Origin of the sequence: Bacillus sp. XT-2 (genome assembly GCF_025696525.1) — a bacterium.
Lineage (GTDB): Bacteria > Bacillota > Bacilli > Bacillales > Bacillaceae > Bacillus > Bacillus halotolerans.
The window spans coordinates 49,850-70,209 of the sequence record NZ_JAHVOC010000001.1 but is presented as its reverse complement, the minus strand read 5'-3'; the positions used below and the strand labels follow the sequence as shown (position 1 = coordinate 70,209).

18 protein-coding genes and 1 other annotated feature are annotated in these 20,360 nt (G+C 43.7%); of the genes, 7 read left to right on the top strand and 11 right to left on the bottom strand.

The window, feature by feature from the left end; genetic code table 11:
* Positions 1–210 precede the first annotated feature (210 nt).
* Positions 211–1,110 carry a dienelactone hydrolase family protein gene (locus KXD37_RS00450; RefSeq protein ID WP_024122555.1) on the bottom strand — a complete coding sequence of 300 codons (900 nt, stop codon included), beginning with the start codon at positions 1,108–1,110 and terminating at the stop codon, positions 211–213.
* Positions 1,111–1,356: 246 nt separating this feature from the next.
* Here KXD37_RS00450 and KXD37_RS00445 point away from each other — a divergent pair, with 246 nt between their 5' ends.
* From KXD37_RS00445 to melA, 5 genes are read left to right on the top strand one after another with little or no spacing between them, the layout of a single operon-like run.
* Complete coding sequence (locus KXD37_RS00445; RefSeq protein WP_059291799.1) at positions 1,357–2,415, top strand: LacI family DNA-binding transcriptional regulator; 1,059 nt, start codon at positions 1,357–1,359, stop codon at positions 2,413–2,415.
* A 10-nt stretch (positions 2,416–2,425) separates the two neighbouring features.
* The gene (locus tag KXD37_RS00440; RefSeq protein WP_263463049.1) at positions 2,426–3,703 is read left to right on the top strand and encodes an ABC transporter substrate-binding protein; all 1,278 of its coding nucleotides are present in this window, start codon (positions 2,426–2,428) and stop codon (positions 3,701–3,703) included.
* Positions 3,696–4,607, top strand: coding sequence for a carbohydrate ABC transporter permease (locus KXD37_RS00435; protein ID WP_263463047.1), 912 nt, complete (start codon positions 3,696–3,698; stop codon positions 4,605–4,607). The genes KXD37_RS00440 and KXD37_RS00435 overlap by 8 nt, the downstream gene beginning before the upstream one ends.
* The gene (locus KXD37_RS00430; protein ID WP_024122559.1) at positions 4,604–5,434 is read left to right on the top strand and encodes a carbohydrate ABC transporter permease; all 831 of its coding nucleotides are present in this window, start codon (positions 4,604–4,606) and stop codon (positions 5,432–5,434) included. Before KXD37_RS00435 ends, KXD37_RS00430 begins: the two co-directional genes overlap by 4 nt.
* A gap of 21 nt (positions 5,435–5,455) precedes the next feature.
* On the top strand, positions 5,456–6,754 hold the full coding sequence (gene melA, locus KXD37_RS00425; protein WP_151174458.1) for an alpha-galactosidase MelA: 1,299 nt from the start codon (positions 5,456–5,458) through the stop codon (positions 6,752–6,754).
* A gap of 24 nt (positions 6,755–6,778) precedes the next feature.
* On the opposite strand, the gene KXD37_RS00420 is transcribed toward melA, so the two are convergent.
* From KXD37_RS00420 to KXD37_RS00410, 3 genes are all read right to left on the bottom strand, one after another.
* The gene (locus KXD37_RS00420; RefSeq protein ID WP_024122561.1) at positions 6,779–7,090 is read right to left on the bottom strand and encodes a rhodanese-like domain-containing protein; all 312 of its coding nucleotides are present in this window, start codon (positions 7,088–7,090) and stop codon (positions 6,779–6,781) included.
* Between the two features lie 116 nt (positions 7,091–7,206).
* Positions 7,207–9,621 carry a leucine--tRNA ligase gene (gene leuS / locus KXD37_RS00415; RefSeq protein WP_095714558.1) on the bottom strand — a complete coding sequence of 805 codons (2,415 nt, stop codon included), beginning with the start codon at positions 9,619–9,621 and terminating at the stop codon, positions 7,207–7,209.
* 110 nt (positions 9,622–9,731) lie between these two features.
* Positions 9,732–9,946, bottom strand: a binding site (T-box leader).
* Between the two features lie 103 nt (positions 9,947–10,049).
* Positions 10,050–10,385, bottom strand: coding sequence for a DUF4257 domain-containing protein (locus KXD37_RS00410; RefSeq protein ID WP_003223352.1), 336 nt, complete (start codon positions 10,383–10,385; stop codon positions 10,050–10,052).
* A 402-nt stretch (positions 10,386–10,787) separates the two neighbouring features.
* On the opposite strand from KXD37_RS00410, the gene KXD37_RS00405 reads away from it, so the two are divergent.
* Positions 10,788–11,573, top strand: coding sequence for a blue-light photoreceptor (locus KXD37_RS00405; RefSeq protein WP_095714559.1), 786 nt, complete (start codon positions 10,788–10,790; stop codon positions 11,571–11,573).
* 30 nt (positions 11,574–11,603) lie between these two features.
* Here the strand turns inward: KXD37_RS00405 and KXD37_RS00400 are convergent, their stop codons facing one another.
* Positions 11,604–12,797 (bottom strand): MDR family MFS transporter, encoded by a 1,194-nt coding sequence (locus tag KXD37_RS00400; protein ID WP_044153739.1) that lies wholly within the window; start codon positions 12,795–12,797, stop codon positions 11,604–11,606.
* Positions 12,798–12,986: 189 nt separating this feature from the next.
* On the opposite strand from KXD37_RS00400, the gene KXD37_RS00395 reads away from it, so the two are divergent.
* Entirely contained in the window at positions 12,987–13,733 is a 747-nt protein-coding gene (locus KXD37_RS00395) for an LMBR1 domain-containing protein (RefSeq protein WP_024122565.1), read from the top strand.
* Positions 13,734–13,769: 36 nt separating this feature from the next.
* On the opposite strand, the gene KXD37_RS00390 is transcribed toward KXD37_RS00395, so the two are convergent.
* The 6 genes from KXD37_RS00390 to ytrE all read right to left on the bottom strand — a co-directional run bounded on the left by KXD37_RS00390 (position 13,770) and on the right by ytrE (position 20,350).
* Positions 13,770–15,710, bottom strand: a complete 1,941-nt coding sequence (locus KXD37_RS00390) for an FtsX-like permease family protein (protein WP_263463036.1) — start codon at positions 15,708–15,710, stop codon at positions 13,770–13,772.
* Positions 15,700–16,461 carry a bacitracin ABC transporter ATP-binding protein BceA gene (bceA, locus tag KXD37_RS00385; RefSeq protein WP_024122567.1) on the bottom strand — a complete coding sequence of 254 codons (762 nt, stop codon included), beginning with the start codon at positions 16,459–16,461 and terminating at the stop codon, positions 15,700–15,702. The genes KXD37_RS00390 and bceA overlap by 11 nt, the downstream gene beginning before the upstream one ends.
* Positions 16,462–16,562: 101 nt before the next feature.
* On the bottom strand, positions 16,563–17,567 hold the full coding sequence (locus KXD37_RS00380) for a sensor histidine kinase (RefSeq protein ID WP_106020298.1): 1,005 nt from the start codon (positions 17,565–17,567) through the stop codon (positions 16,563–16,565).
* Positions 17,560–18,255, bottom strand: coding sequence for a response regulator transcription factor (locus KXD37_RS00375; RefSeq protein ID WP_106020350.1), 696 nt, complete (start codon positions 18,253–18,255; stop codon positions 17,560–17,562). Before KXD37_RS00375 ends, KXD37_RS00380 begins: the two co-directional genes overlap by 8 nt.
* Positions 18,256–18,354: 99 nt before the next feature.
* Positions 18,355–19,665 (bottom strand): ABC transporter permease YtrF, encoded by a 1,311-nt coding sequence (gene ytrF / locus KXD37_RS00370; protein ID WP_095714565.1) that lies wholly within the window; start codon positions 19,663–19,665, stop codon positions 18,355–18,357.
* Positions 19,655–20,350: an ABC transporter ATP-binding protein YtrE gene (gene ytrE, locus KXD37_RS00365; protein WP_263463032.1), complete on the bottom strand. Its 696-nt coding sequence runs from the start codon at positions 20,348–20,350 to the stop codon at positions 19,655–19,657. The genes ytrF and ytrE overlap by 11 nt, the downstream gene beginning before the upstream one ends.
* Positions 20,351–20,360 lie beyond the last annotated feature (10 nt).

Sequence of the window (20,360 nt, the reverse complement as noted above, 5' to 3'; positions counted from 1 at the left end):
TATAAATTAAGGTTAACAATTAGAATACTATTATGTATACACAATTCTGTCAATATCAGAACGCCATTTCCTCATAAACAAAATCTATTTATCATGTATATTCCTGATAACTGTATTGATCCACTAAAAAAAGAAGAGACGGGCAGATGCTCGCCTCCTTACCTGTTTGAACCATTTCAGAAAAACACGTAAAGCCTGCCCTTTTTCATGTCACAGCCACTTTTTCAAAAACTGCAGAGCTTCATGCCTCATCATAGCTGTTTCAAAATGCCCTGAAGCGGAGCGCACCATACGGTAACAATCAGAAGCCCCTTTTTCAGCATACAAAGCTGTTAATTCTTTTTCGATTTTGTTCACTCCCTCAGCGGGTGTTAGCCGATCATGTATGCCGGCAAGACTAAGATGCGGTCGCGGTGCGATCAGGCTTTGGATATCTGATGCAGAAAAGTGCTTGGCAAGAGACGGAACGTAATAATAAAAGCCATGCCGGTCAAGGTTCTGTGTTTCAATCAGTACATGATGGTCAACCTGACTGCATAAATCCGCACATGCCTTAATCCGTTCATCAAGCGCCGCTGTCCACCAAGCCATCAAGCCCCCCATAGACATGCCGATCGTTCCGATTCTGTCAGGCTGAATATCAGGACGGCTCTGCACATAATCAATGGCTCTTATACTGTCGTACATCATCATGCCCCACATCACCCTGCCCGTCAGAAGCATCTCTTTAAAAATCTCGCTTTCTGATTTTCCCCGTCTGTCTCCAAATCCCCAATGGTCGATTGCCAATACGCCATATCCGAGAGAAGTCAGCTCCCGAGCAAAAGAAGGCGCTTTCAAATAATCCGCTCCCTCAAGTAGTTCACTTTTTCCCCGTTCATACTGCCCGCCATGCGAATGCTGAAATAATATAACAGGGCACCGTCCTTTTGCGGCTTTCGGCTTCACAAAATATGCAGGCACCTTTTCAAGCCCATTTATATCAAGCAGCAGCGTTTCAATTATATATCCCTCTTTTTCCTCAATACGCAGCGTTTCCGCCCCCGTATGCTTCCGATCAGGCAAATCACCAAGCAATCGAAACAGCAGCTCTCTTTTTTCGTTACTCATCCCATCACCCTTCCTTTTTCGCTTATCTTCAATGTACGAGACGGATTTGTTATTCCCTTTATTTTTCACACAGTATATAGAAACAAAAATCGTAGTTTACTAAACTTTTACTAAATATAACAAAATATTCTGAAATTCATTATTGTAACCGCTTACTTTCATATGATAGTATCAATTTATCAAAAACGTATGAGTAAAATATTTCTTTTGTTTTAGTAAATCTCATTCAAATGAAAGGGAGTAACCATGGTTCGTATAAAAGATATCGCCTTAAAAGCGAACGTTTCAAATGCTACTGTTTCGAGAATTTTAAATGAAGATCATTCGCTTTCTGTGGCTGGTGAAACGAGACAAAGAGTGATCAGTATCGCTGAAGAGCTAGGCTATCAAACTGTCGCTAAACGCCGAAAAGCCCGCGGACAAAAACAGCGCGCCCAGCCGCTTATCGGGGTGCTGAGCTGCTTATCTCCCGATGAAGAACGGCAGGATCCTTATTTTTCTTCTATTCGCAAAGGAATTGAAAAAGAATGCTTTGAACAGGAAATTTTCATTACAAACTCCATCCATCTCGGTTCCTTCCAGGAGCATATTTTTCGGGAATTAGACGGTATCATTGTTATCGGCCGTGTCCATGACGAAGCCGTTCAACATATCAGCGGCCGATTGGAGCATGCCGTATTTATCAATCATTCTCCCGATCCGCAGATATACGACTCGATTGGGATTGATTTTGAAGCCGCCGCACGCCAGGCAATTGATCACCTTTTCGATTTAGGTTACCAACGATTAGGCTATATCGGCGGGCAGGAGAAGGAGCATACACTGAGGGACGGCCAAAGCATTCGCAGAACAATTGAGGACAAACGCCAGACTGCCTTTTTGCAGTCCGCCCATCCTCAGCCTGAACACGTCCTGGTCGGCGATTACAGCATGCGCGAGGGCTATCGTCTGATGAAAAAAGCCATCACTCAAGGCAAGCTGCCTGAAGCCTTTTTTATCGCAAGTGATTCTATGGCCATCGGCGCATTGAAAGCACTTCAGGAAGCCGATCTGCATGTGCCGCGGGATACAGCCATTGTCAGCTTTAACGGCATTGAAGAGGCCGAGTTTGCAAGCACACCTTTAACCACCGTGAAAGTGCATACAGAGGAAATGGGCCGAACAGGCGTAAAACAGCTTCTCGACCGCTTTAACGGCCGAACAATTCCTCATCAAGTCACCCTGCCGACAACACTGATCATCAGGCAAAGCTGCGGATATACAGCTAAGGAGGTGACGCAAGACAAACGTTCATCAAGATCATAAGGAGGAAAAGATGAAACACATATTTGTTTTATTTCTCTCTCTTATTCTGCTGATTATGCCGGGATGCTCATTTGAAGAAAGCGCTGCAGATACAGGCAAAAAGACGTTAACCATTTATTCTACGATGTCAACAGACAGTGAAAGAAACACATTCAGAAAACTAGCCGCAGCGTTCGAAAAGGAAAGCGGCATTCGCGTCAGCATTCATTTCCCAGGCAATGACTATGAAAATATGATGCGTGTCAGAATGGCCGCCAATGATCTGCCTGATCTCTTTGATACTCATGGCTGGGGGAAAATCAGGTACGGGGAGTATACAGCCGATCTCCGGGATATGGACTGGACTCAGAATCTTGATCCAAATTTAAACAGCATCCTTAAAAACAAAAGCGGAAAGGTATACGCATATCCGATCAACCAAGCAAAGGACGGCCTGGCGTACAACCGCAATATGTTAGACCGTTTCGGCATTGATCCGCCGGAAACGATGGATGACTTTATAAAAGCACTGAGAACGATTAAAGAAAAAAGCAATGGAGAAATCGTTCCTTTCTGGTTCGCCGGATATGATAAAAGCTCTTTCGCCCAATATTATGACCAATTCGCAACACCTCTTCTCATCACAGATCCTGCCCATAATGAAAAGAAACAGCTCATTGACGGCACCTTCAATTGGAGCAAATTTACTTATCTTTCAGATACCCTCAAACAAATGCAGAAAGAAAAACTCATCAATATCGATGCCGTAACAGCAAAAAAATCACAGCTCATTGAATTAATGGCTCAAAATAAAATCGCTTTTACCATGCAGGGCGGCACTCTTGGTCAAGACGTCGCCCAAATTAATCCGAATGTAAAGGTTGGGATTATCCCGACACCAGCTATACACTCCGGTGATGACCCGATATGGATTGGCGGCGAGCGCTATACACTGGCAGCATGGAAAGACTCGCCTCATTTAAAGGAAGCAAAGCAATTTATCGCCTTTATGGCTCGTCCCGCCCATGCGAAAGAAATGGCTGAAGCCACATCGCTTCCTTCAGGGCTGACCAATGTAAAAGCTGATATTTTCTATGCCAAAGACTATCAGCATTATCAGAATATGAAAGTCGAGCCCTATTTCGACCGATTGTACCTGCCGAACGGGATGTGGGATGTGATGGGAACGGTCGGCCAAGAGCTTGCGGCAGACATTTTGACACCCAACGAGATTTCTAAAAAGCTGGGAAGAGAATATAAACGACTCCGGGAGCAATCTGAAACACAGGGAGCTGAAAACAATGAGTGAGATCGCAAGAGATGTTCTTATGAAACAGGTCAAGCCGAAAAAACAATCCTCACTTTGGTGGATGTATATTCCGGCTCTGCTCTCCGTTTTGATCTTCATGATTTATCCGTTTGTAAAAGGCGCTTTTATCACCTTCACAAATTGGAACGGATTTTCTCAGGTTTATCAGTGGGTCGGTTTCGCTCAGTATGAAAGGCTGTTTGCTGATCCGGACACATGGCATATCTTAAAAAACACGCTGCTATACGGACTCGGCAGCACCTTTTTTCAAAACGGCATTGGGCTTCTGTACGCCCTGCTATTAAATCAAAGCATAAAAATGAAAGCGATAACAAGGACCATTGTGTATTTGCCGGTTATGATCAGTCCGCTCATTATGGGCTACATTTGGTACTTTTTCTTTTCTTATGACGGAGGCGCGCTTAATGACCTGCTTGGCGTTTTCGGCATCACCCCGATCAACGCGCTTGCCAGTCCGTCTTCGAACCCATGGATCATCGTCATGATTAACACGTACCAATATGTCGGCATCGCCATGATTGTCTATTTGGCAGGCCTACAAAGCATTCCAAAAGATTACTACGAAGCAGCGGAAATGGATGGCGCAACACGGGGCCAGCAGTTTTTTGGCATCACCCTGCCGCTGTTAATGCCTTCGATCACGATCAATATGGTCATCAACATTATCGGAGGCTTAAAGCTGTTTGACGTGATAATTGCGCTCACTGCAGGCGGACCCGGAAACGCGTCGCAATCGATGTCAACGTTTATGTATGACCTGTATTTTAAACGGCAGGATGCCGGCTATGCTGCGACACAAGGCATATTTATGGCATTTGTCATTTTGATCATCAGCTTTTGCGCGCTTGCGTACTTTAAAAGAAAGGAGACGGAAATGTCATGAGAGCCGCCCGCTCAAACAAACTGCGGTTTATTACACTTCTTGCTGCCATTGTAGCCTGTGCGCATTTCATTCCTTTTTACATTCTGCTGACCACTTCATTGAAAGCAAAAGGAGATTACAGTTCCAAATGGCTGTTTCCAGCTGATATTTCCTTTCAAAATTTTTCTGAGGCATGGGAGCGCGCTTCACTTGGCAACTCGTTTATCAACACAATCATCATCACAGGTGTTTCGGCATTGTTATTAATCATATTCGGCTCACTGGCCGCCTATCCTCTTGCCCGGCGGGAAACCAAGCTGAATAAAGCCGTTTTCGCGCTGCTGATTTCAATTATGATCATCCCTCCGTTAACGTCCATGGTGCCTTTGTACAGAATGGTTGTGGACGCCGGCATGGTCAATACACACGCAGTCGCCATTTTGATCAATACAGCGGCGTATATGCCATTAACCGTGTTTTTGTATTCCGGGTTTATCCGTTCAACCATTCCAAAAGAGCTTGAAGAAGCGGCAAGAATGGATGGAGCGGGAATGCTGAAAATCTTTTTTACGATCGTATTTCCTTTGCTGAAGCCGATCACTGCCACCATCTGTATTATTTCCTGTGTCTTTATATGGAATGACTATCAATTTGCGATTTTCTTTTTACAGGATCAGAAGGTGCAGACACTTACTGTCGCAATGGCCGGGTTTTTCGGAGAAAACGCCAACAATCTGCATTTGGTCGCCGCGGCTGCCATCATGGCAATGCTGCCGATGGTCATTCTGTTTCTGGCGCTGCAAAAATACTTTATTGCCGGGCTGTCATCAGGCGCGGTAAAAGGATAATGAAATAAAGGAGGAACCGACATGAAAAAAATCACATTTATCGGTGCAGGGAGCACAATTTTCGCAAAAAATGTTTTAGGAGACTGCTTGTTAACGGAGGCGTTAAATGGATTTGAATTTGCGCTTTACGACATTGACCCAAAACGCTTGCAGGAATCTCAGCTTATGCTCGAAAATTTGAGAGACCGCTATAATCTGAGCGTGGTTATCAACAGCTATGACGACAGAAAACTGGCTTTGCAGCAAGCGGGCTATGTGATTAATGCCATTCAGGTCGGAGGCTATAAACCAAGCACAGTCATCGATTTTGAGATTCCTAAACGATACGGATTGCGGCAGACGATTGCCGACACAGTGGGCATCGGCGGGATATTCAGATCACTCAGGACAATCCCTGTGTTATTTGATATCGCAAGAGATATTGAGGAAATGTGTCCCGACGCTTGGTTTTTAAACTATACAAACCCAATGGCCTCCCTGACTGGCGCTATGCTTCGCTATACGGATGTGAAAACGATCGGGCTCTGCCACAGCGTCCAAGTGTGCACAAGAGATTTATTTAGATCTCTCGGTATGGAGCACGACGGGATTGAAGAACGAATCGCAGGCATCAATCATATGGCATGGCTGCTGGAAGTGAAAAAGGCCGGCGCTGATTTATATCCCGAAATCAAAAAGAGAGCGAGAGAAAAGCAAAAAACAAAGCATCATGACATGGTGCGATTTGAATTGATGGATAAGTTCGGTTATTACGTCACGGAATCATCAGAGCACAACGCAGAATACCATCCTTATTTTATTAAGCGGAATTATCCTGAATTGATCAACGAGCTGCAGATCCCGCTGGACGAATATCCAAGAAGATGCGTGAAACAGATAGAAGATTGGGAGAAAATGAGGGATGACATTGTTAACAATAAAAACCTCACCCATAAACGCTCAAAGGAATATGGCTCAAGAATAATAGAAGCAATGGAAACGAATCAGCCGTTCACCTTCGGAGGAAACGTCTTAAATACCGGACTCATCACAAACCTTCCTTCCAAAGCGGTAGTTGAAGTGACATGCGTCGCCGACAGAAAAAAAATAACCCCGTGCTTTGCCGGAGAACTTCCTGAGCAGCTCGCAGCGTTAAACAGAACGAATATCAACACACAGCTGATGACCATTGAAGCTGCTGTTACACGAAAAAAAGAAGCTGTCTACCAGGCAGCCATGCTTGACCCGCATACAAGTGCGGAGCTGTCCATCAATGACATTATTTCTATGTGTGATGATTTATTTGAAGCGCACGGCGATTGGCTTCCAGCATACAAATAAAAAAAACTAGGGGTGATCTCTCCCCTAGTTTTTCGGTTTCGTTTCGCCTTCCCAGGCCATCATGCCGCCTTCTACGTTGACTGTTTTAAAGCCTTGCTCATCCAAATACCTGCAGACATTCATGCTGCGCATCCCTGATCGGCAGATAAAAGTGTACTCTTTGTCTTTATCGAGGGTGTCCATTTTTTCAGGAATATCCCCCATGCGAATATGAACCGCTTGCGGGATCATGCCTTCCGCAACCTCTTCATCTTCTCTGACATCAATCAAATACAATTCTTCATCCGCCTCGATTTTTTCTTGCAAAGCAGCTGTGCTGATTTCTTTTATTTCCAAAGAAAACACTCCTATTCACCAATAATCATGTTCAGTATATCAAAGTCAGCTGGACGATTGCTATTTTGAGACTGATGAAAAAAATCCCCTTTTTGACAAAGGGGATTTTTCCAGGATTAGTTTGCCACAATATTGACAAGCTTGCCCGGCACCGCGATGATTTTACGAATGGTTTTGCCTTCAAGCTGCTCTTTGACCTTTTCATCTGCTTGAGCAAGCTGTTCGAGCTGTTCCTTCGTCGCATCTGCAGGAACCTGTAGTTTCGCTTTCACTTTTCCGTTCAGCTGAACAACGATTTCAACTTCGTCGTCAACAAGTTTTGCTTCATCATATACAGGCCAAGCCTCATATGCAATCGTACCGCTATGGCCTAATTTTTCCCACAGCTCTTCCGCGAGGTGAGGCGCGATAGGAGAAAGAAGCTTCACAAAACCTTCCATATATTCCTTCGGCAGCTCTGACGCTTTGTAGGCTTCATTGATAAAGACCATCAGCTGAGAAATACCTGTGTTAAAACGCAGGCCCTCATAGTGGTCTGTCACTTTCATGACTGTTTCATGATAGACGCGCTCCAATGTTTCACCGGCGCCTTCAACGATTTTGCCATTAAGCTCACCGCTGTCTTCAACAAACAAGCGCCATACGCGGTCAAGGAAGCGGCGTGCGCCGTCTAAGCCTGATTCAGACCAGGCAATTGAAGCATCAAGCGGTCCCATGAACATTTCGTACAATCTCAGCGTATCAGCGCCGTGAGAGGCAACGATTTCATCAGGGTTGACAACGTTCCCTTTTGACTTACTCATTTTCTCGTTGTTTTCACCGAGAATCATTCCTTGGTTATACAGCTTTTGGAACGGTTCTTTCGTCGGCACTACCCCGATATCATAAAGGAACTTGTGCCAGAAACGGGCATACAGAAGGTGAAGCACAGCATGCTCCGCGCCGCCGATATACATATCAACCGGAAGCCATTTTTCCATTTTCTCAGGTGATGCCAGCTGATCCGGATTGTGCGGATCAATGTAGCGCAAGAAATACCAGCAGCTTCCCGCCCACTGCGGCATTGTATTCGTTTCTCTTCTTCCTTTTTTCCCTGTTTCAGGGTCTGTGACTTCAACCCACTCTTTAATGTTCGCAAGCGGTGATTCGCCGGTGCCGCTCGGTTTGATTTCGTTTGTTTTCGGCAGAATCAACGGCAGTTCTTCCTCCGGCACAGCTGTTGACGTTCCGTCCTCCCAATGAATGATCGGTATCGGCTCGCCCCAGTAGCGCTGGCGGCTGAAGAGCCAGTCGCGCAGACGGTAAGTGACTTTCTTTTCGCCGTTTTTCGTTTCTTCCAGCCAAGCGATCATTTTTTCAATCGCTTCCTGTTTATTAAGCCCGTTCAGGAAGTCAGAGTTTACGTGCTCTCCGTCGCCTGTGTACGCTTCTTCTTCCACGTTTCCGCCTTTCACGACTTCCTTGACTGGAAGGCCGAATGTGTTGGCGAATTCAAAATCACGCTCATCGTGACCGGGAACAGCCATGACTGCACCTGTTCCGTATGAAGCAAGAACGTAATCTGCGATCCAGATCGGCAGTTTTTCACCGTTTACAGGATTGATCGCATAAGCTCCCGTGAAGACGCCTGTCTTTGTTTTCGCGAGATCCGTGCGCTCAAGGTCACTCTTTGATTGAATTTCTTTGATATAAGCTTCGACAGCTTCTTTTTGCTCAGCAGCTGTGATTTTTTCTACCAATGCATGCTCCGGAGCAAGTACAGTGTATGTAGCGCCAAACAATGTATCAGGTCTTGTTGTAAACACCGTAAATGATTCATCATGTCCGTCTATGCCAAAATGAACGTGCGCACCTTCAGAACGGCCGATCCAGTTGCGCTGCATGTCTTTAATGCTTTCCGGCCAATCAAGCTCTTCCAAGTCATCAAGAAGCCTGTCCGCATAAGCTGTGATTTTCAGCATCCACTGCTTCATCGGGCGTCTTTCGACCGGATGGCCGCCGCGTTCACTCTTTCCGTCGATGACTTCTTCGTTGGCAAGAACCGTACCGAGTGCAGGGCACCAGTTTACCGGCACCTCATCAACGTAAGCAAGGCCCTTTTCATAAAGCTTTAAGAAAATCCATTGTGTCCATTTATAGTATTCAGGATCTGTCGTGTTGATTTCGCGATCCCAATCATATGAAAAACCGAGCGCCTGAATTTGGCGGCGGAAATTATCAATATTCTGCTTCGTAAACACTGCCGGGTCATTCCCGGTGTCGAGAGCGTATTGCTCAGCCGGCAGACCGAATGCGTCCCAGCCCATCGGATGAAGAACGTCATACCCCTGCATGCGCTTCATGCGGGAGAGGATATCCGTTGCTGTATAGCCTTCAGGGTGTCCGACGTGCAGACCCGCTCCAGACGGATAAGGAAACATGTCCAGCGCGTAAAATTTTTGTTTCTCATTATGATCAAGAGTGGCAAATGTTTTGTTTTCCAGCCAATAATTTTGCCATTTCTTTTCTATCTCTTTGTGCTGAAAACTCAAAGTAAAAACCTCCTTCTGATTGAATACGGCGTTTTATGGTTCAAGTATTGACGGGAAAGGGACAATTATATTCAGAATATTCCCAAACTAAAAAAAACTCCCTCATCCCTAAAAGGGACGAGAGACTTTCGTTTTCCCGCGGTACCACCCTCGTTAGCGCGGCAGACGCCGCACTCACTTGATACTTTTAACGCAGTTATGCGTCAGCGGCTTTTCACCGCTGCAACTCTGAGGTGAGTTCGGAAACAAACTTGATTGACTTTCACCAGCCGTCAACTCTCTGAAACAATATCTGCTTCTTACTGCTCCTCTTCATTGTTCTTATCGCAACCGTAATCTTAACTGTATTTTATAGAATTCTGTTCATAAGTGCAAGCAGGTTTGTATACAATGGGAATGTACCCTGAACGGGCGAAGATTGAGGACAATTATTCTGGTGGAGTTTTGGTTTGACGTTTCGACTCGGCCGGTTCGCCGCCGCTGTTCATTTCTCTTACAAAATCAAAGCTTCTGAGAACAGCTTCACCGCCGTAGCCTGAGATAATGGATAAGATGACAAGTTGAATTCCTGAATCGGGGTCAGCGGATAGTACAAGTAAAATGGAAGCCGTCATGCCGATAAACCAATCTTCCAAAAATCCAAGATAGATAAACCGCTTTGTCATCCTGGGTTTCTCCAGTCTGCCTCTCTTTTTCACATGACCGAGAATCCCCATGATTCCTCCAATTACACAAGCAATTAATACCTGATGCAGCATCTTCATCATCACCTTCCTAAAGCCCTTATTTCGTAAAGCGACTTCAGGCCATCCAGCCACCTTAAACGATTCCGATGATTTTCGATATCTACATACTGGCAAATCTGAAAAAAGCTTGTTTCTTCCATTATATGTGAACACATGATCGGTAAGCTTGATGCATTAGATTCATTTTTCACCCAGTGACATTGACCTAGTCACTTATTTAGCATGTAGAAACCTTTCCGTTCATATGTTCAAACTCTGTTCTTATTTTTAGTGTATACGAGGACAAGCCCGAATGACAAACAACAAACTGCGCTTGCTTGAATCAGAACATGTGTTGTGCTACGGTTACTGTAGAATTCATTAAAAAAAGGGGAATATCAGGCTTTCGCACAGCAAGCTGGCGGCCTAAGGGGGAATTATATGGGTAGTTTTCAATCATTCGGAATAAAAGGACAGCTGGACGTTATCAAAAAAGCGCTTGATCACGCGCGAGTCGGTGTAGTGATTACAGATCCTGCACTTGAAGATAATCCGATTGTCTACGTAAACCAAGGCTTTGTTCAAATGACCGGCTATGAGGCCGAGGAAATTTTAGGAAAGAACTGCCGCTTCTTACAGGGGAAAGATACAGACGCTGGTGAAGTGGACAACATCAGAGCCGGTTTACAAAATAAAGAGCCGGTTACAGTTCAGATTCAAAACTACAAAAAAGACGGAACGATGTTCTGGAATGAGTTATATATTGATCCGCTGGAAATAGAAGACAAAACCTATTTTGTCGGAATTCAAAATGACATTACCAAGCAAAAAGAGTATGAACAGCTTCTCGAGGATTCCCTCACAGAAATTACTGCACTTTCAACTCCTATTGTGCCGATTCGCAACGGCATTTCGGCTCTTCCGCTAGTCGGCAACCTGACAGAGGAGCGATTTAATTCCATCGTCAGCACATTGACGAATATTTTATCAACATCCAAAGATGATTATTTGATTATTGATCTATCAGGTTTGGCCCAAGTAAATGAACAAACCGCCGACCAGATTTTCAAGCTGAGCCATTTGCTGAAATTGACCGGTACCGAATTAATCATTACCGGCATTAAGCCCGAATTGGCTATGAAAATGAATAAACTGGATGCCAATTTCTCATCGCTGAAAACATATTCTAATGTAAAGGATGCCGTGAACGTGCTTCCGATTATGTAAAAAGATCCCGCTCATCCGGCGGGATCTTTCTTATGAAGAAACTGAAGCTTGCTTATTCGCTTTATCAGCTGATTTTAACCGTTTGTCGTATAAAATCGTCGTGGCTATGCTGATCATAAGCAAAACCAAAAGTGATAAAACAAGAGCGTGAATGCCGGAATGATCGACGAGCACTCCTCCGAACAAAGGCCCTATCATTCTGCCACCTGTCGCAGCGCTGTTCACAAACCCTTGATAAAATCCTTCTTTCCCTTTAGGCGCAAGCTGGTTGGCAATCGTCGGCACGGCAGGCCAAACAAGCATTTCCCCGATGGTCAAGATCACCATGGCAGCCAGAAACATTGGAAATTGCTTCGCAGTCAGCAGCATGCTGTAAGACACAATAAAAATGACAAAACCAATGATCATTTGCGCTTTCAGCGACTCAGCCCATTTTTTCACAAAAAAGCTGACAAGCGGCTGTCCAACCACAATTAAAATTCCGTTAATCGTCCACAGCACACTATATAAAGAAAGAGACATTCCGATGCTTTGCGTGTACGATGCAATGGTGGTAGACCATTGAGAATATGCCAGCCATCCGAGCACATACCCGCTGCTCAAAATAACCAGAGCCGTAAATTTTGCTTTGCTGCTTACAGCGTCATAATCAAGCACAGACGTTTGAGACACATCCTTCGTCTGAATATTTCGAAATCCGAAATATACGATAAAGAAAAAGACCACATACAGCGCGGCATTCGCCAAAAATACGTATGAAAACGAGAAAGACGCCACCACGCCGCCAAGCGCAGAACCGACGGCAACACCTGCGTTTTGCGCGACATAAATCGCATTAAATGCCCTTCTTCCCCCTTCAGGCCACACTGATCCAGCCATTGCGTAACTGGCCGGAAAAACAACACCCGAACCAAACCCGACAATCGTAAGCAGCACTATATAAAACGGCCAATCATGAAAAAAGACGAGACCCACCAGACTTGCTAACGTAATCGCAATTCCGAGCATGATGGATTTGAACCCGCCGATTTTATCAAACAAAAACCCGCCGCATAAATTCCCTGCCACACTGGCGCCGGAATTCAGCATAAGGACAATCCCCGCGACCGTTAACGACTTTCCTAAATGATTATGAATATAGATCGTGTTAAGCGGCCATAAAAAGGATGCCCCTGTCACATTAATAAACATCCCTATCACTAAAATTTTCAATGCGCGCGGCATACTGATCCCCCTTTCTTATCTATAAAAGCTCATGAAAAAACGGAAACCTCAACAGGCTCCGTACGAATCCAGTTATCATAGCACATTCATTCTATCTGTCTATCTCATATTTTTCAACAGATGAGTGTGAAAAAATCTAACAAATATTGTTCGAAAATTGTAAAATAAATAGAAAAAGGGGTAAATTTCATGGAAATGGCATTCGCATTCCTCGGTTTTTTTGCATTTCTCTTTTCGCTTGGCTATGGAGTGTACCATCTCGTCAGATATGTGCTGAAAAAAGAAAAACGATTCTCTAAAAAACTCTTTTGGCCGCTTTTCATTGGAGGCCTCATTCTGCTCTTCACCGGAGCAGCTTTGACAGAACCTGACGCTGCCGCAGCAAATGCTGATAAAAAATATTCAGCACTAAACACTGAATATAAAAGTCTTAAACAAGAGCATGAAGCACTTGAGAAAGAGTATGAAGCCATCAGCTCTGAAGCAAAGAAACTGAAAGACGACACAAAAGATCAAGACAAGCTCAAGCAGCTGGAGAAAGAAAATAGTGAACTAAAAAAGACTCAGAAATCATTAAAAGCAGAAAATAAAGAACTTCAAGAAAAACAAAAACAGCTCAAAGATGATACCAAAACAGCAAAGGCTGAAAATGAAGCCCTTCAACAAGATAAAACAAAACTTGAAAAGCAATTAAAAGAGGCACAAAACCGAACAGCCAGCACAAAAGAAAACAGCGAACATTCTTCAACCAGCACAAATAAAAGCAACGAAACCAGCTCAGCTGATACAGCAGAAGGCTGTCTTATCAAAGGCAGCAAAAACGGCATTTATCATACGCCGGGCAGTACATACTATGACCGGACGACAGACCCAGCTGAAATGTTTTGTTCAGTTGAAGAGGCTGAGGCAGCCGGGTATCGGGCGCCGAAACGATAAACAAAAAAGCTCCAGTTCTCTGGAGCTTTTACTGTTTTACAATGCCGACTTAATCACCTTTTTATAATAAAGAACCGACAGAATACCGAAAATAGAATAGAGTGCAGTATATAACACCATCACCATAATCATCGGCGACCATACCTCTGATCCGAATAAGAACCAGCCGGATTGTACGGCAAAATAACTGTGAAAGAGGCCGATCACCAATGGAATGCCGAAGTTATACATTTGTTTGATGCGTATCCCCTTCAGCAGGTCGCCCTGTGTAAAACCGAGTTTTCTTAGGATGGTATAATTCGGTTTTTCTTCTTCACTTTCACCCATTTGTTTAAAGTAAAGGATACACCCCGATGTGATGAGAAATGTTAATCCTAAGAAACCAACGATGAACATGACCATACCAAAAAGAGATTTTTGCGCAATACTTGTATCCAGCCTTGATAAATGTAGATCTTTCTTGTTGACCTTTTGAAAGAGCTCATTTGCTTTTTCAAGCTGATCTCCATGTTTCATATTGATGCCGATAAATTCAGATTGCGCCAGCTGAATGCGAGGGTCTTTATCTTTATTCAGCTGTTTAAACAGGTTGTCATCCACTATGACTGCGGGCATTCCCCCGCTTGTAAACGTGTAGGATACAAGAAACTCTTCTCTTAATCCTTTATAGTTTAATGATTTTGTCTCATTCTTGCTTTTGACTTTAATGCTGCCGGAGTCTTTTAAAACCATTATCTTTTGCAGCAAGTCAGTATATCCTGAGAAAACCGCTTCCCCAGCCGCCACATCGACTCCTTTTACATCTTTATCGCTAACAACAGCGAGCTGTGTGTTGCTGGGATCGCTCTGCATCTCTTTCGAAGTTCCATCCATGATATTTGTGAGATCAAATGACGATTGCAGGACAGGCATTTCTTTTTTGGCGTACGACATGTCATTTTCACTCAAACTGCTTTCAAATCGTTTGGCATCTTTCTCATTCATGAATGAAAAATCCGCCGCTACATTTTGTTCAGCAGTCTTTTCTGCCGAGTAATACGAAATATAAGCAAGGGATAACAGCCCGATGGCGAGCGCTGAAACGGTTGTGATAATTGTCAGAAGCAAAGCGTTCGATTTCATTCTGAACATAATCGATGACAGTGACAGAACCTCTGAGATATTCAAGTAGCCGCCCTTGCTTTTCCGAATGATGTTCGAGATAAACGTAACCGATCCTTTATAAAAGAGAAACGTCCCGATAATGACGGAACCTAAGATAAGACTCATTGCGAAAAACAGTTCGTTTATGGTCTTGAATTTTCCGCTAAACAGCTCGGAAGACACGTAGTATCCCGTTAAAATCAACACGATGCCCAGCGCCCCGATCAGCATCTGGAAAAAAGAGATTCTCTTCACTTTATCCTCAGTGGAAGACGTTACTTTAAACAAAGATAAAATGCTTTGTTTTTTGATAAACGTATAATTCATGATCATAATCAAAAGGTAAATGCCGCAGAACACAATGATTGTTTGAACCAAGGCTTGCTCAGAAAAATGCAGTTTCGCATCAGCTTTGACATCGACGATTTTGAACAAGATCATGAGCACAAGCTTTGAGATTGAAAATCCGGCAAAAACCCCGATGGCTAACGAGCCGAAATACAGCATGATGTTTTCCGCACTTAAGATTCGAAAGATTTTGTGCTTTGTCATTCCGATTAATTGAAACAGCCCGATCTCTTTACTCCGTCTTTTAATAAAAATGGTATTGGCGTACAAAATAAAGATTGATACAACAGCCACAAGCAAAATTGAAGCGGTTTTAATAGCCGCGGCGCCTTTAATGGAAGCTTTTACTTCATTAATGGCCGGGTCATATTGGAGTGTGACAAATGCGAAATAAAGCGCCACACTAAAGATCAAAGCAAACACATAGAGGTAATAATTCCTGATATTCTTTTTCAGATTTCGCAGTATGAGCTGATTAATGTTCATGCTGCACCCCGCCTAACACGCCTTGTGTTTTCATAATATCCTGGAAAAACGTCTGCCTGTCTTGGCCTCCTTTATTCAGCTGCGTATACATCAGGCCATCCTTAATAAAAATGACTCTGCCGCAGTAGCTCGCTGCAACGGGATCATGGGTAACCATAATAATTGTGGCGCTGCGTTTTTGATTGAGCTGGCTCAGCTTGTTTAATAGATCAGAGGCTGATTTTGAATCGAGCGCGCCGGTCGGCTCATCAGCGAAAATAATGCTCGGGTCATGAATAAACGCTCTCCCGGCGGATGTTCTCTGCTTCTGGCCGCCGGAAATTTCATTCGGGTACTTATCCCGCAATTCATAAATACCCAATTCCTTCGCCACTTCCTCAAACTTGCGGTTTGCTTCCTTTTTTGATATTTTCGTGATCGATAACGGCAGAAGGATATTTTCTTTCACTGTTAATGTGTCTAACAAATTGTAATCTTGAAAGATAAAGCCTAAGTGCTGTTTTCTAAATTCAGCCAGCTGCTTTTCCTTCAAGGACGTCATTTCGTTTCCGTTAATGTTGATCGTTCCGTGGCTTACCTTATCAATCGAGGACAGAACGTTAAGCAAAGTCGTTTTGCCCGATCCTGAAGCACCCATAATACTGACGAATTCGCCCTTTTCAATGTGAATATCGATGCCCTTCAGCACTTCCTGTTTATTTAGCTTGTTACCATAGCTTTTTCGAATTTTATTCGCTTCTAAAATCATCATTTCCGTAGTCTCCTTTATATTGGATAATGTTATTATAAAAAGGATTGACGGGCTTTTCCTTCGATTAAGCGAACAAAAAAGAAAAGCATGTGACATTTTCGTCACACGCTAATGACACGTTCGAATTGATTTCGTTTCGGAAAGGTTAAGGTAAAGGTTGTTCCATCCCCAAGCTCTGAATGCACATTGATATCGATCAGCAACGGTCCTGCGGCTCTCTTCGCCAGATACAGCCCCATGCCCGTAGAAGACTGATTATGATGATCGGTTGTGGATGTAAACCCTTTATCAAAAATCCGTGAGACATCTTTCCTGTCAATGCCCCGTCCAAAATCTTTCACCTCAAGAACCTTCCGTTCGTCTTTTTCATAGCTGTTGATCACAATATCAGCGGCTTCACTGTATTTTACGGCGTTGGTCAGCAGCTGCCTGATGATAAAGGCCAGCCATTTCGCATCGCTCAAGACTTCCTCTGCCTCCAGCTGAATGTCAAAACCGATTCCTTTCTGTATACACCACGATTGCAAGTCTCTGATCTCTTTGATAATCAAGGGCTTAAGCTTGATCATCTCTAAAGACAGATCATTTTCGATAAAGGACATGCGCTTTTGATGAAGCTGCTGATCAAGAAGCAGATGGATGCGCAGCCACTCATACGATAGCTGGGATTTTAATGATGGGTCTTCCATCCGATCGATGATTAAATGCAGCGCTGTTAATGGCGTTTTGACCTCATGTATCCACGCCATCAGTTCATCTTTTTCATTTTCTAATGCCAAGCGATTCTGCAATGCAGATTGCTTCAATTGTTCCGTTTGTCCGGTGAGGCTTTTTTCAATCATCTCTTCAAACGGCGTCTCCGGTTCACTTATGGCTGTGACATCAAGATTATTTTCCCATTCTTCGAGGCTTTTATAGAATGCGATTTCTTTCCGAAAACGGATGATAACAAACACAACAAAGATCAGGACACACAAATAAACAATATAAAGAACATTTTTAAATGGAATAGACGGATCAACAAAGGCTATCAGCAAAATCAGAATTTGCTGCAGCAAAAATGCGGCAATCCAGCTTCGTCTTTCGATGAGGAATGCTTTAATCATAGAAATGATCCTCTTCCTTCGCCATGTAGCCTTGGCCGACCTTCGTCTCGATATATGTTCCAAGCTGCAGTTCGTCCAATTTTTTCCGCAGGCGGTTGACATTGACGGTCAGTGTATTATCGCTGACAAAACGCTCATCATTCCACAAGCTTCTGATCAGCTCTTCCCGGCTGACGATCTTGTTTTTTTGTTCTATTAGCTGTTTTAGAATGAACATTTCATTTTTAGTCAGTTCAACAGAGCCTTCGTTATTGCTGACGAGGTTCTGCTCTGCGTCTATGGCAGCCCCGCACCATGTTTTGATCGTGCTCGGCTCCGTATTATAATGATGCACGCGCCGGAAAATCGCTTGGATTTTCGCAATCACCACATCAAAATGAAACGGCTTTTGAATAAAGTCATCCGCTCCCAGCTGCATCGACATGACCATATCAGCAGGGTGGTCACGAGAGGATAAAAAGAGAATCGGAACATTTGACCGGGAACGGATCAGCCGGCACCAATGAAACCCGTCAAATTTAGGGAGCTGAACATCAATAATGACGCAATCAGGTTTGATTGACGCAAATTCCTGCATTACTTGGCTGAAATCCTGTATGCCGTATACATCATAGGACCATCCCGTTAAGCGCTCCTTGATTTCATGAAACAGCGATTTATCATCTTCTATCAGCAAAAGTTTAAACAATGGACTCACCGCACTTTTTCCTTTTTTATGTCAAGTGTATAGCAAATCTTGTTGATGCGCTATACAGAAAAGCCGGCTGGTTCAGCCGGCTTTTTCTGATTACAACTCTCTTCTTAATGCTGTCAGCACGTTGGTTTTTGTTGCTTTTCGGGCTGGGTTCATACCCGAGATCACAGCGACACCGCCGCAAATCACAACCGCAATGATGACAAGGCTGAGCGGAATATAAGAAAACGTATAATTCAGATCGCCCGCTTCGCCTCCGCCTGTCGCCGCGAGAATCATCGGAACGGCAAGGTTGACAAGGTAGCTCACGCCGTAAGAAATGATAATCCCAATCACACAGCCTAAAATTCCGATATACGCGCTTTCCATCAAGAACATTCGGCGAATGATAGACGGACTTGCCCCAATCGCTTTCATAATGCCGATCTCCTGCGTTCTTTCTGTAACCGCCATCGTCATCGTGTTAAATATTCCAATGGCTGAAATGATAACCGCGATACATCCGACAAAGATCAGGCCGATTTTGAAGACCATGAAGAAGGTGTTGGCTCCTTCAAGCTCGGTAGTAACTGATGTGACATAGTATCCGTCATCTGTCAGATCATTTGTCAGCTGTTCCACATTCTCAAATTTATCAGCAAAAACGCCAATATTTTTTTCAACATTCCCGCCCTTGAAGTCCAAAAATTCCGAAAAGTCCTTCTTGAACTGATCACTAATAAAGATGTTTGAATCCTCCATCCAATCTTGAGATGGTTTTTTTGTAATACCGACAATTTTAAAGTCATATGTTTTTGTTTTCGTAACATCCCCTGTTTTAGGATCTGTTTTTGATACACTTAATTCAATCGTTTTGTTCAGGATGTCTTTCGTATAACCCTTTGGTTCTTCTATATCTTCGGGGTTTCCTTTTGCTTCTTCGATTTTTTTGTTATATGCTTCAGATTCTTTTTTCGTCAATAATCTCTTTGCAAAGTCGTATCCTACTACGATTTCATTTTCCGACTTTGCGACTCTTCCTTTTTCTAATTCCATATTGGCCTTTAATTCATCATTCATATTGGTAAAGATAAGATTAGAGCTTTCATTTGTGCGATTGCCTAAAGTTGCTTTGTTTGGCTCATACACTTGCGTTCTTTCTACAACTGACCTTACATGATCATACTTCTCTAAATCAGCTTTTTTAATAGGCTTATCCCCTTCCTTGCCCATTACACTGACTTTAGTCACAATTTGCTGGCTCATCGTCATATCTGTGATTGTCTTTTGAATCCCAAATCCTACAGACGATAGCACAACCAAAAACGCACACGCCATTGTTGTCGCAAGAATTGTCATAAAGACGCGGAGCCTGTTTTTCTTCATATTTCTTCTGATAAAATGAACCTGATCCTTAAATCTCAACGGTAATACCTCCTTTTAACACACCGTCATGCAGCTGGAATTTTGAGTGTCCGATTGAAGCTACTTCATCATCATGAGTAATAATCACAAATGTAATGCCCCGCTCACGGTTCAGCTGCTGAATCAATTCCAGCACTTCCTGTTCCGTTTCTGAATCAAGGCTTCCCGTTGGCTCATCCGCTAAAATAATCGACGGATTTAAAATCAGCGCTCTCGCAATGCTGACACGCTGCTGCTGGCCGCCTGACAGTTCATTAGGATAGTGAGCAGCATGGTTTTCAAGACCGACGCGTTTCAGCATGTCCTGTACCTTTTTCTTGCGCTCAGACGGTTTGATCCCTTTTAGCGCCAGCGGCATTTCGACATTTTCATACGTCGTTAAGCCCGGGATGAGCTGAAAGCTTTGAAAAATAAACCCAAAGTGTTCAAGGCGGAACTGCGCCCATTCCTTTTCATTAAAGCCCGTGACATCAGTTCCGTTAATCACAATACGCCCTTTTGTCGGTGAGATGTAGCCTGAAATCAAATTCAGAAGCGTTGACTTCCCCGACCCGCTTCGTCCGACGATACAGGCGATTTCTCCTTTCGCCACATTCAATGAGACATCCTTCAATACTGGAACTTCATTCTCACGGCCCTTTTTTCCGATCGTGAAAGAATGGTTAATATGCTGAACATCAATCATCTTTTCTCTC

What these genes read in the sequence shown, in the direction of transcription:
- KXD37_RS00450 (WP_024122555.1), bottom strand. Translation starts at nt 1,110, where the DNA reads ATGAGTAACGAAAAAAGAGAGCTGCTGTTTCGATTGCTTGGTGATTTG.
- KXD37_RS00445 (WP_059291799.1), top strand. Translation starts at nt 1,357, where the DNA reads ATGGTTCGTATAAAAGATATCGCCTTAAAAGCGAACGTTTCAAATGCT.
- KXD37_RS00440 (WP_263463049.1), top strand. Translation starts at nt 2,426, where the DNA reads ATGAAACACATATTTGTTTTATTTCTCTCTCTTATTCTGCTGATTATG.
- KXD37_RS00435 (WP_263463047.1), top strand. Translation starts at nt 3,696, where the DNA reads ATGAGTGAGATCGCAAGAGATGTTCTTATGAAACAGGTCAAGCCGAAA.
- KXD37_RS00430 (WP_024122559.1), top strand. Translation starts at nt 4,604, where the DNA reads ATGAGAGCCGCCCGCTCAAACAAACTGCGGTTTATTACACTTCTTGCT.
- melA (WP_151174458.1), top strand. Translation starts at nt 5,456, where the DNA reads ATGAAAAAAATCACATTTATCGGTGCAGGGAGCACAATTTTCGCAAAA.
- KXD37_RS00410 (WP_003223352.1), bottom strand. Translation starts at nt 10,385, where the DNA reads ATGAAGATGCTGCATCAGGTATTAATTGCTTGTGTAATTGGAGGAATC.
- KXD37_RS00405 (WP_095714559.1), top strand. Translation starts at nt 10,788, where the DNA reads ATGGGTAGTTTTCAATCATTCGGAATAAAAGGACAGCTGGACGTTATC.
- KXD37_RS00400 (WP_044153739.1), bottom strand. Translation starts at nt 12,797, where the DNA reads ATGCCGCGCGCATTGAAAATTTTAGTGATAGGGATGTTTATTAATGTG.
- KXD37_RS00395 (WP_024122565.1), top strand. Translation starts at nt 12,987, where the DNA reads ATGGAAATGGCATTCGCATTCCTCGGTTTTTTTGCATTTCTCTTTTCG.
- KXD37_RS00390 (WP_263463036.1), bottom strand. Translation starts at nt 15,710, where the DNA reads ATGAACATTAATCAGCTCATACTGCGAAATCTGAAAAAGAATATCAGG.
- bceA (WP_024122567.1), bottom strand. Translation starts at nt 16,461, where the DNA reads ATGATGATTTTAGAAGCGAATAAAATTCGAAAAAGCTATGGTAACAAG.
- KXD37_RS00380 (WP_106020298.1), bottom strand. Translation starts at nt 17,567, where the DNA reads ATGATTAAAGCATTCCTCATCGAAAGACGAAGCTGGATTGCCGCATTT.
- ytrE (WP_263463032.1), bottom strand. Translation starts at nt 20,350, where the DNA reads ATGATTGATGTTCAGCATATTAACCATTCTTTCACGATCGGAAAAAAG.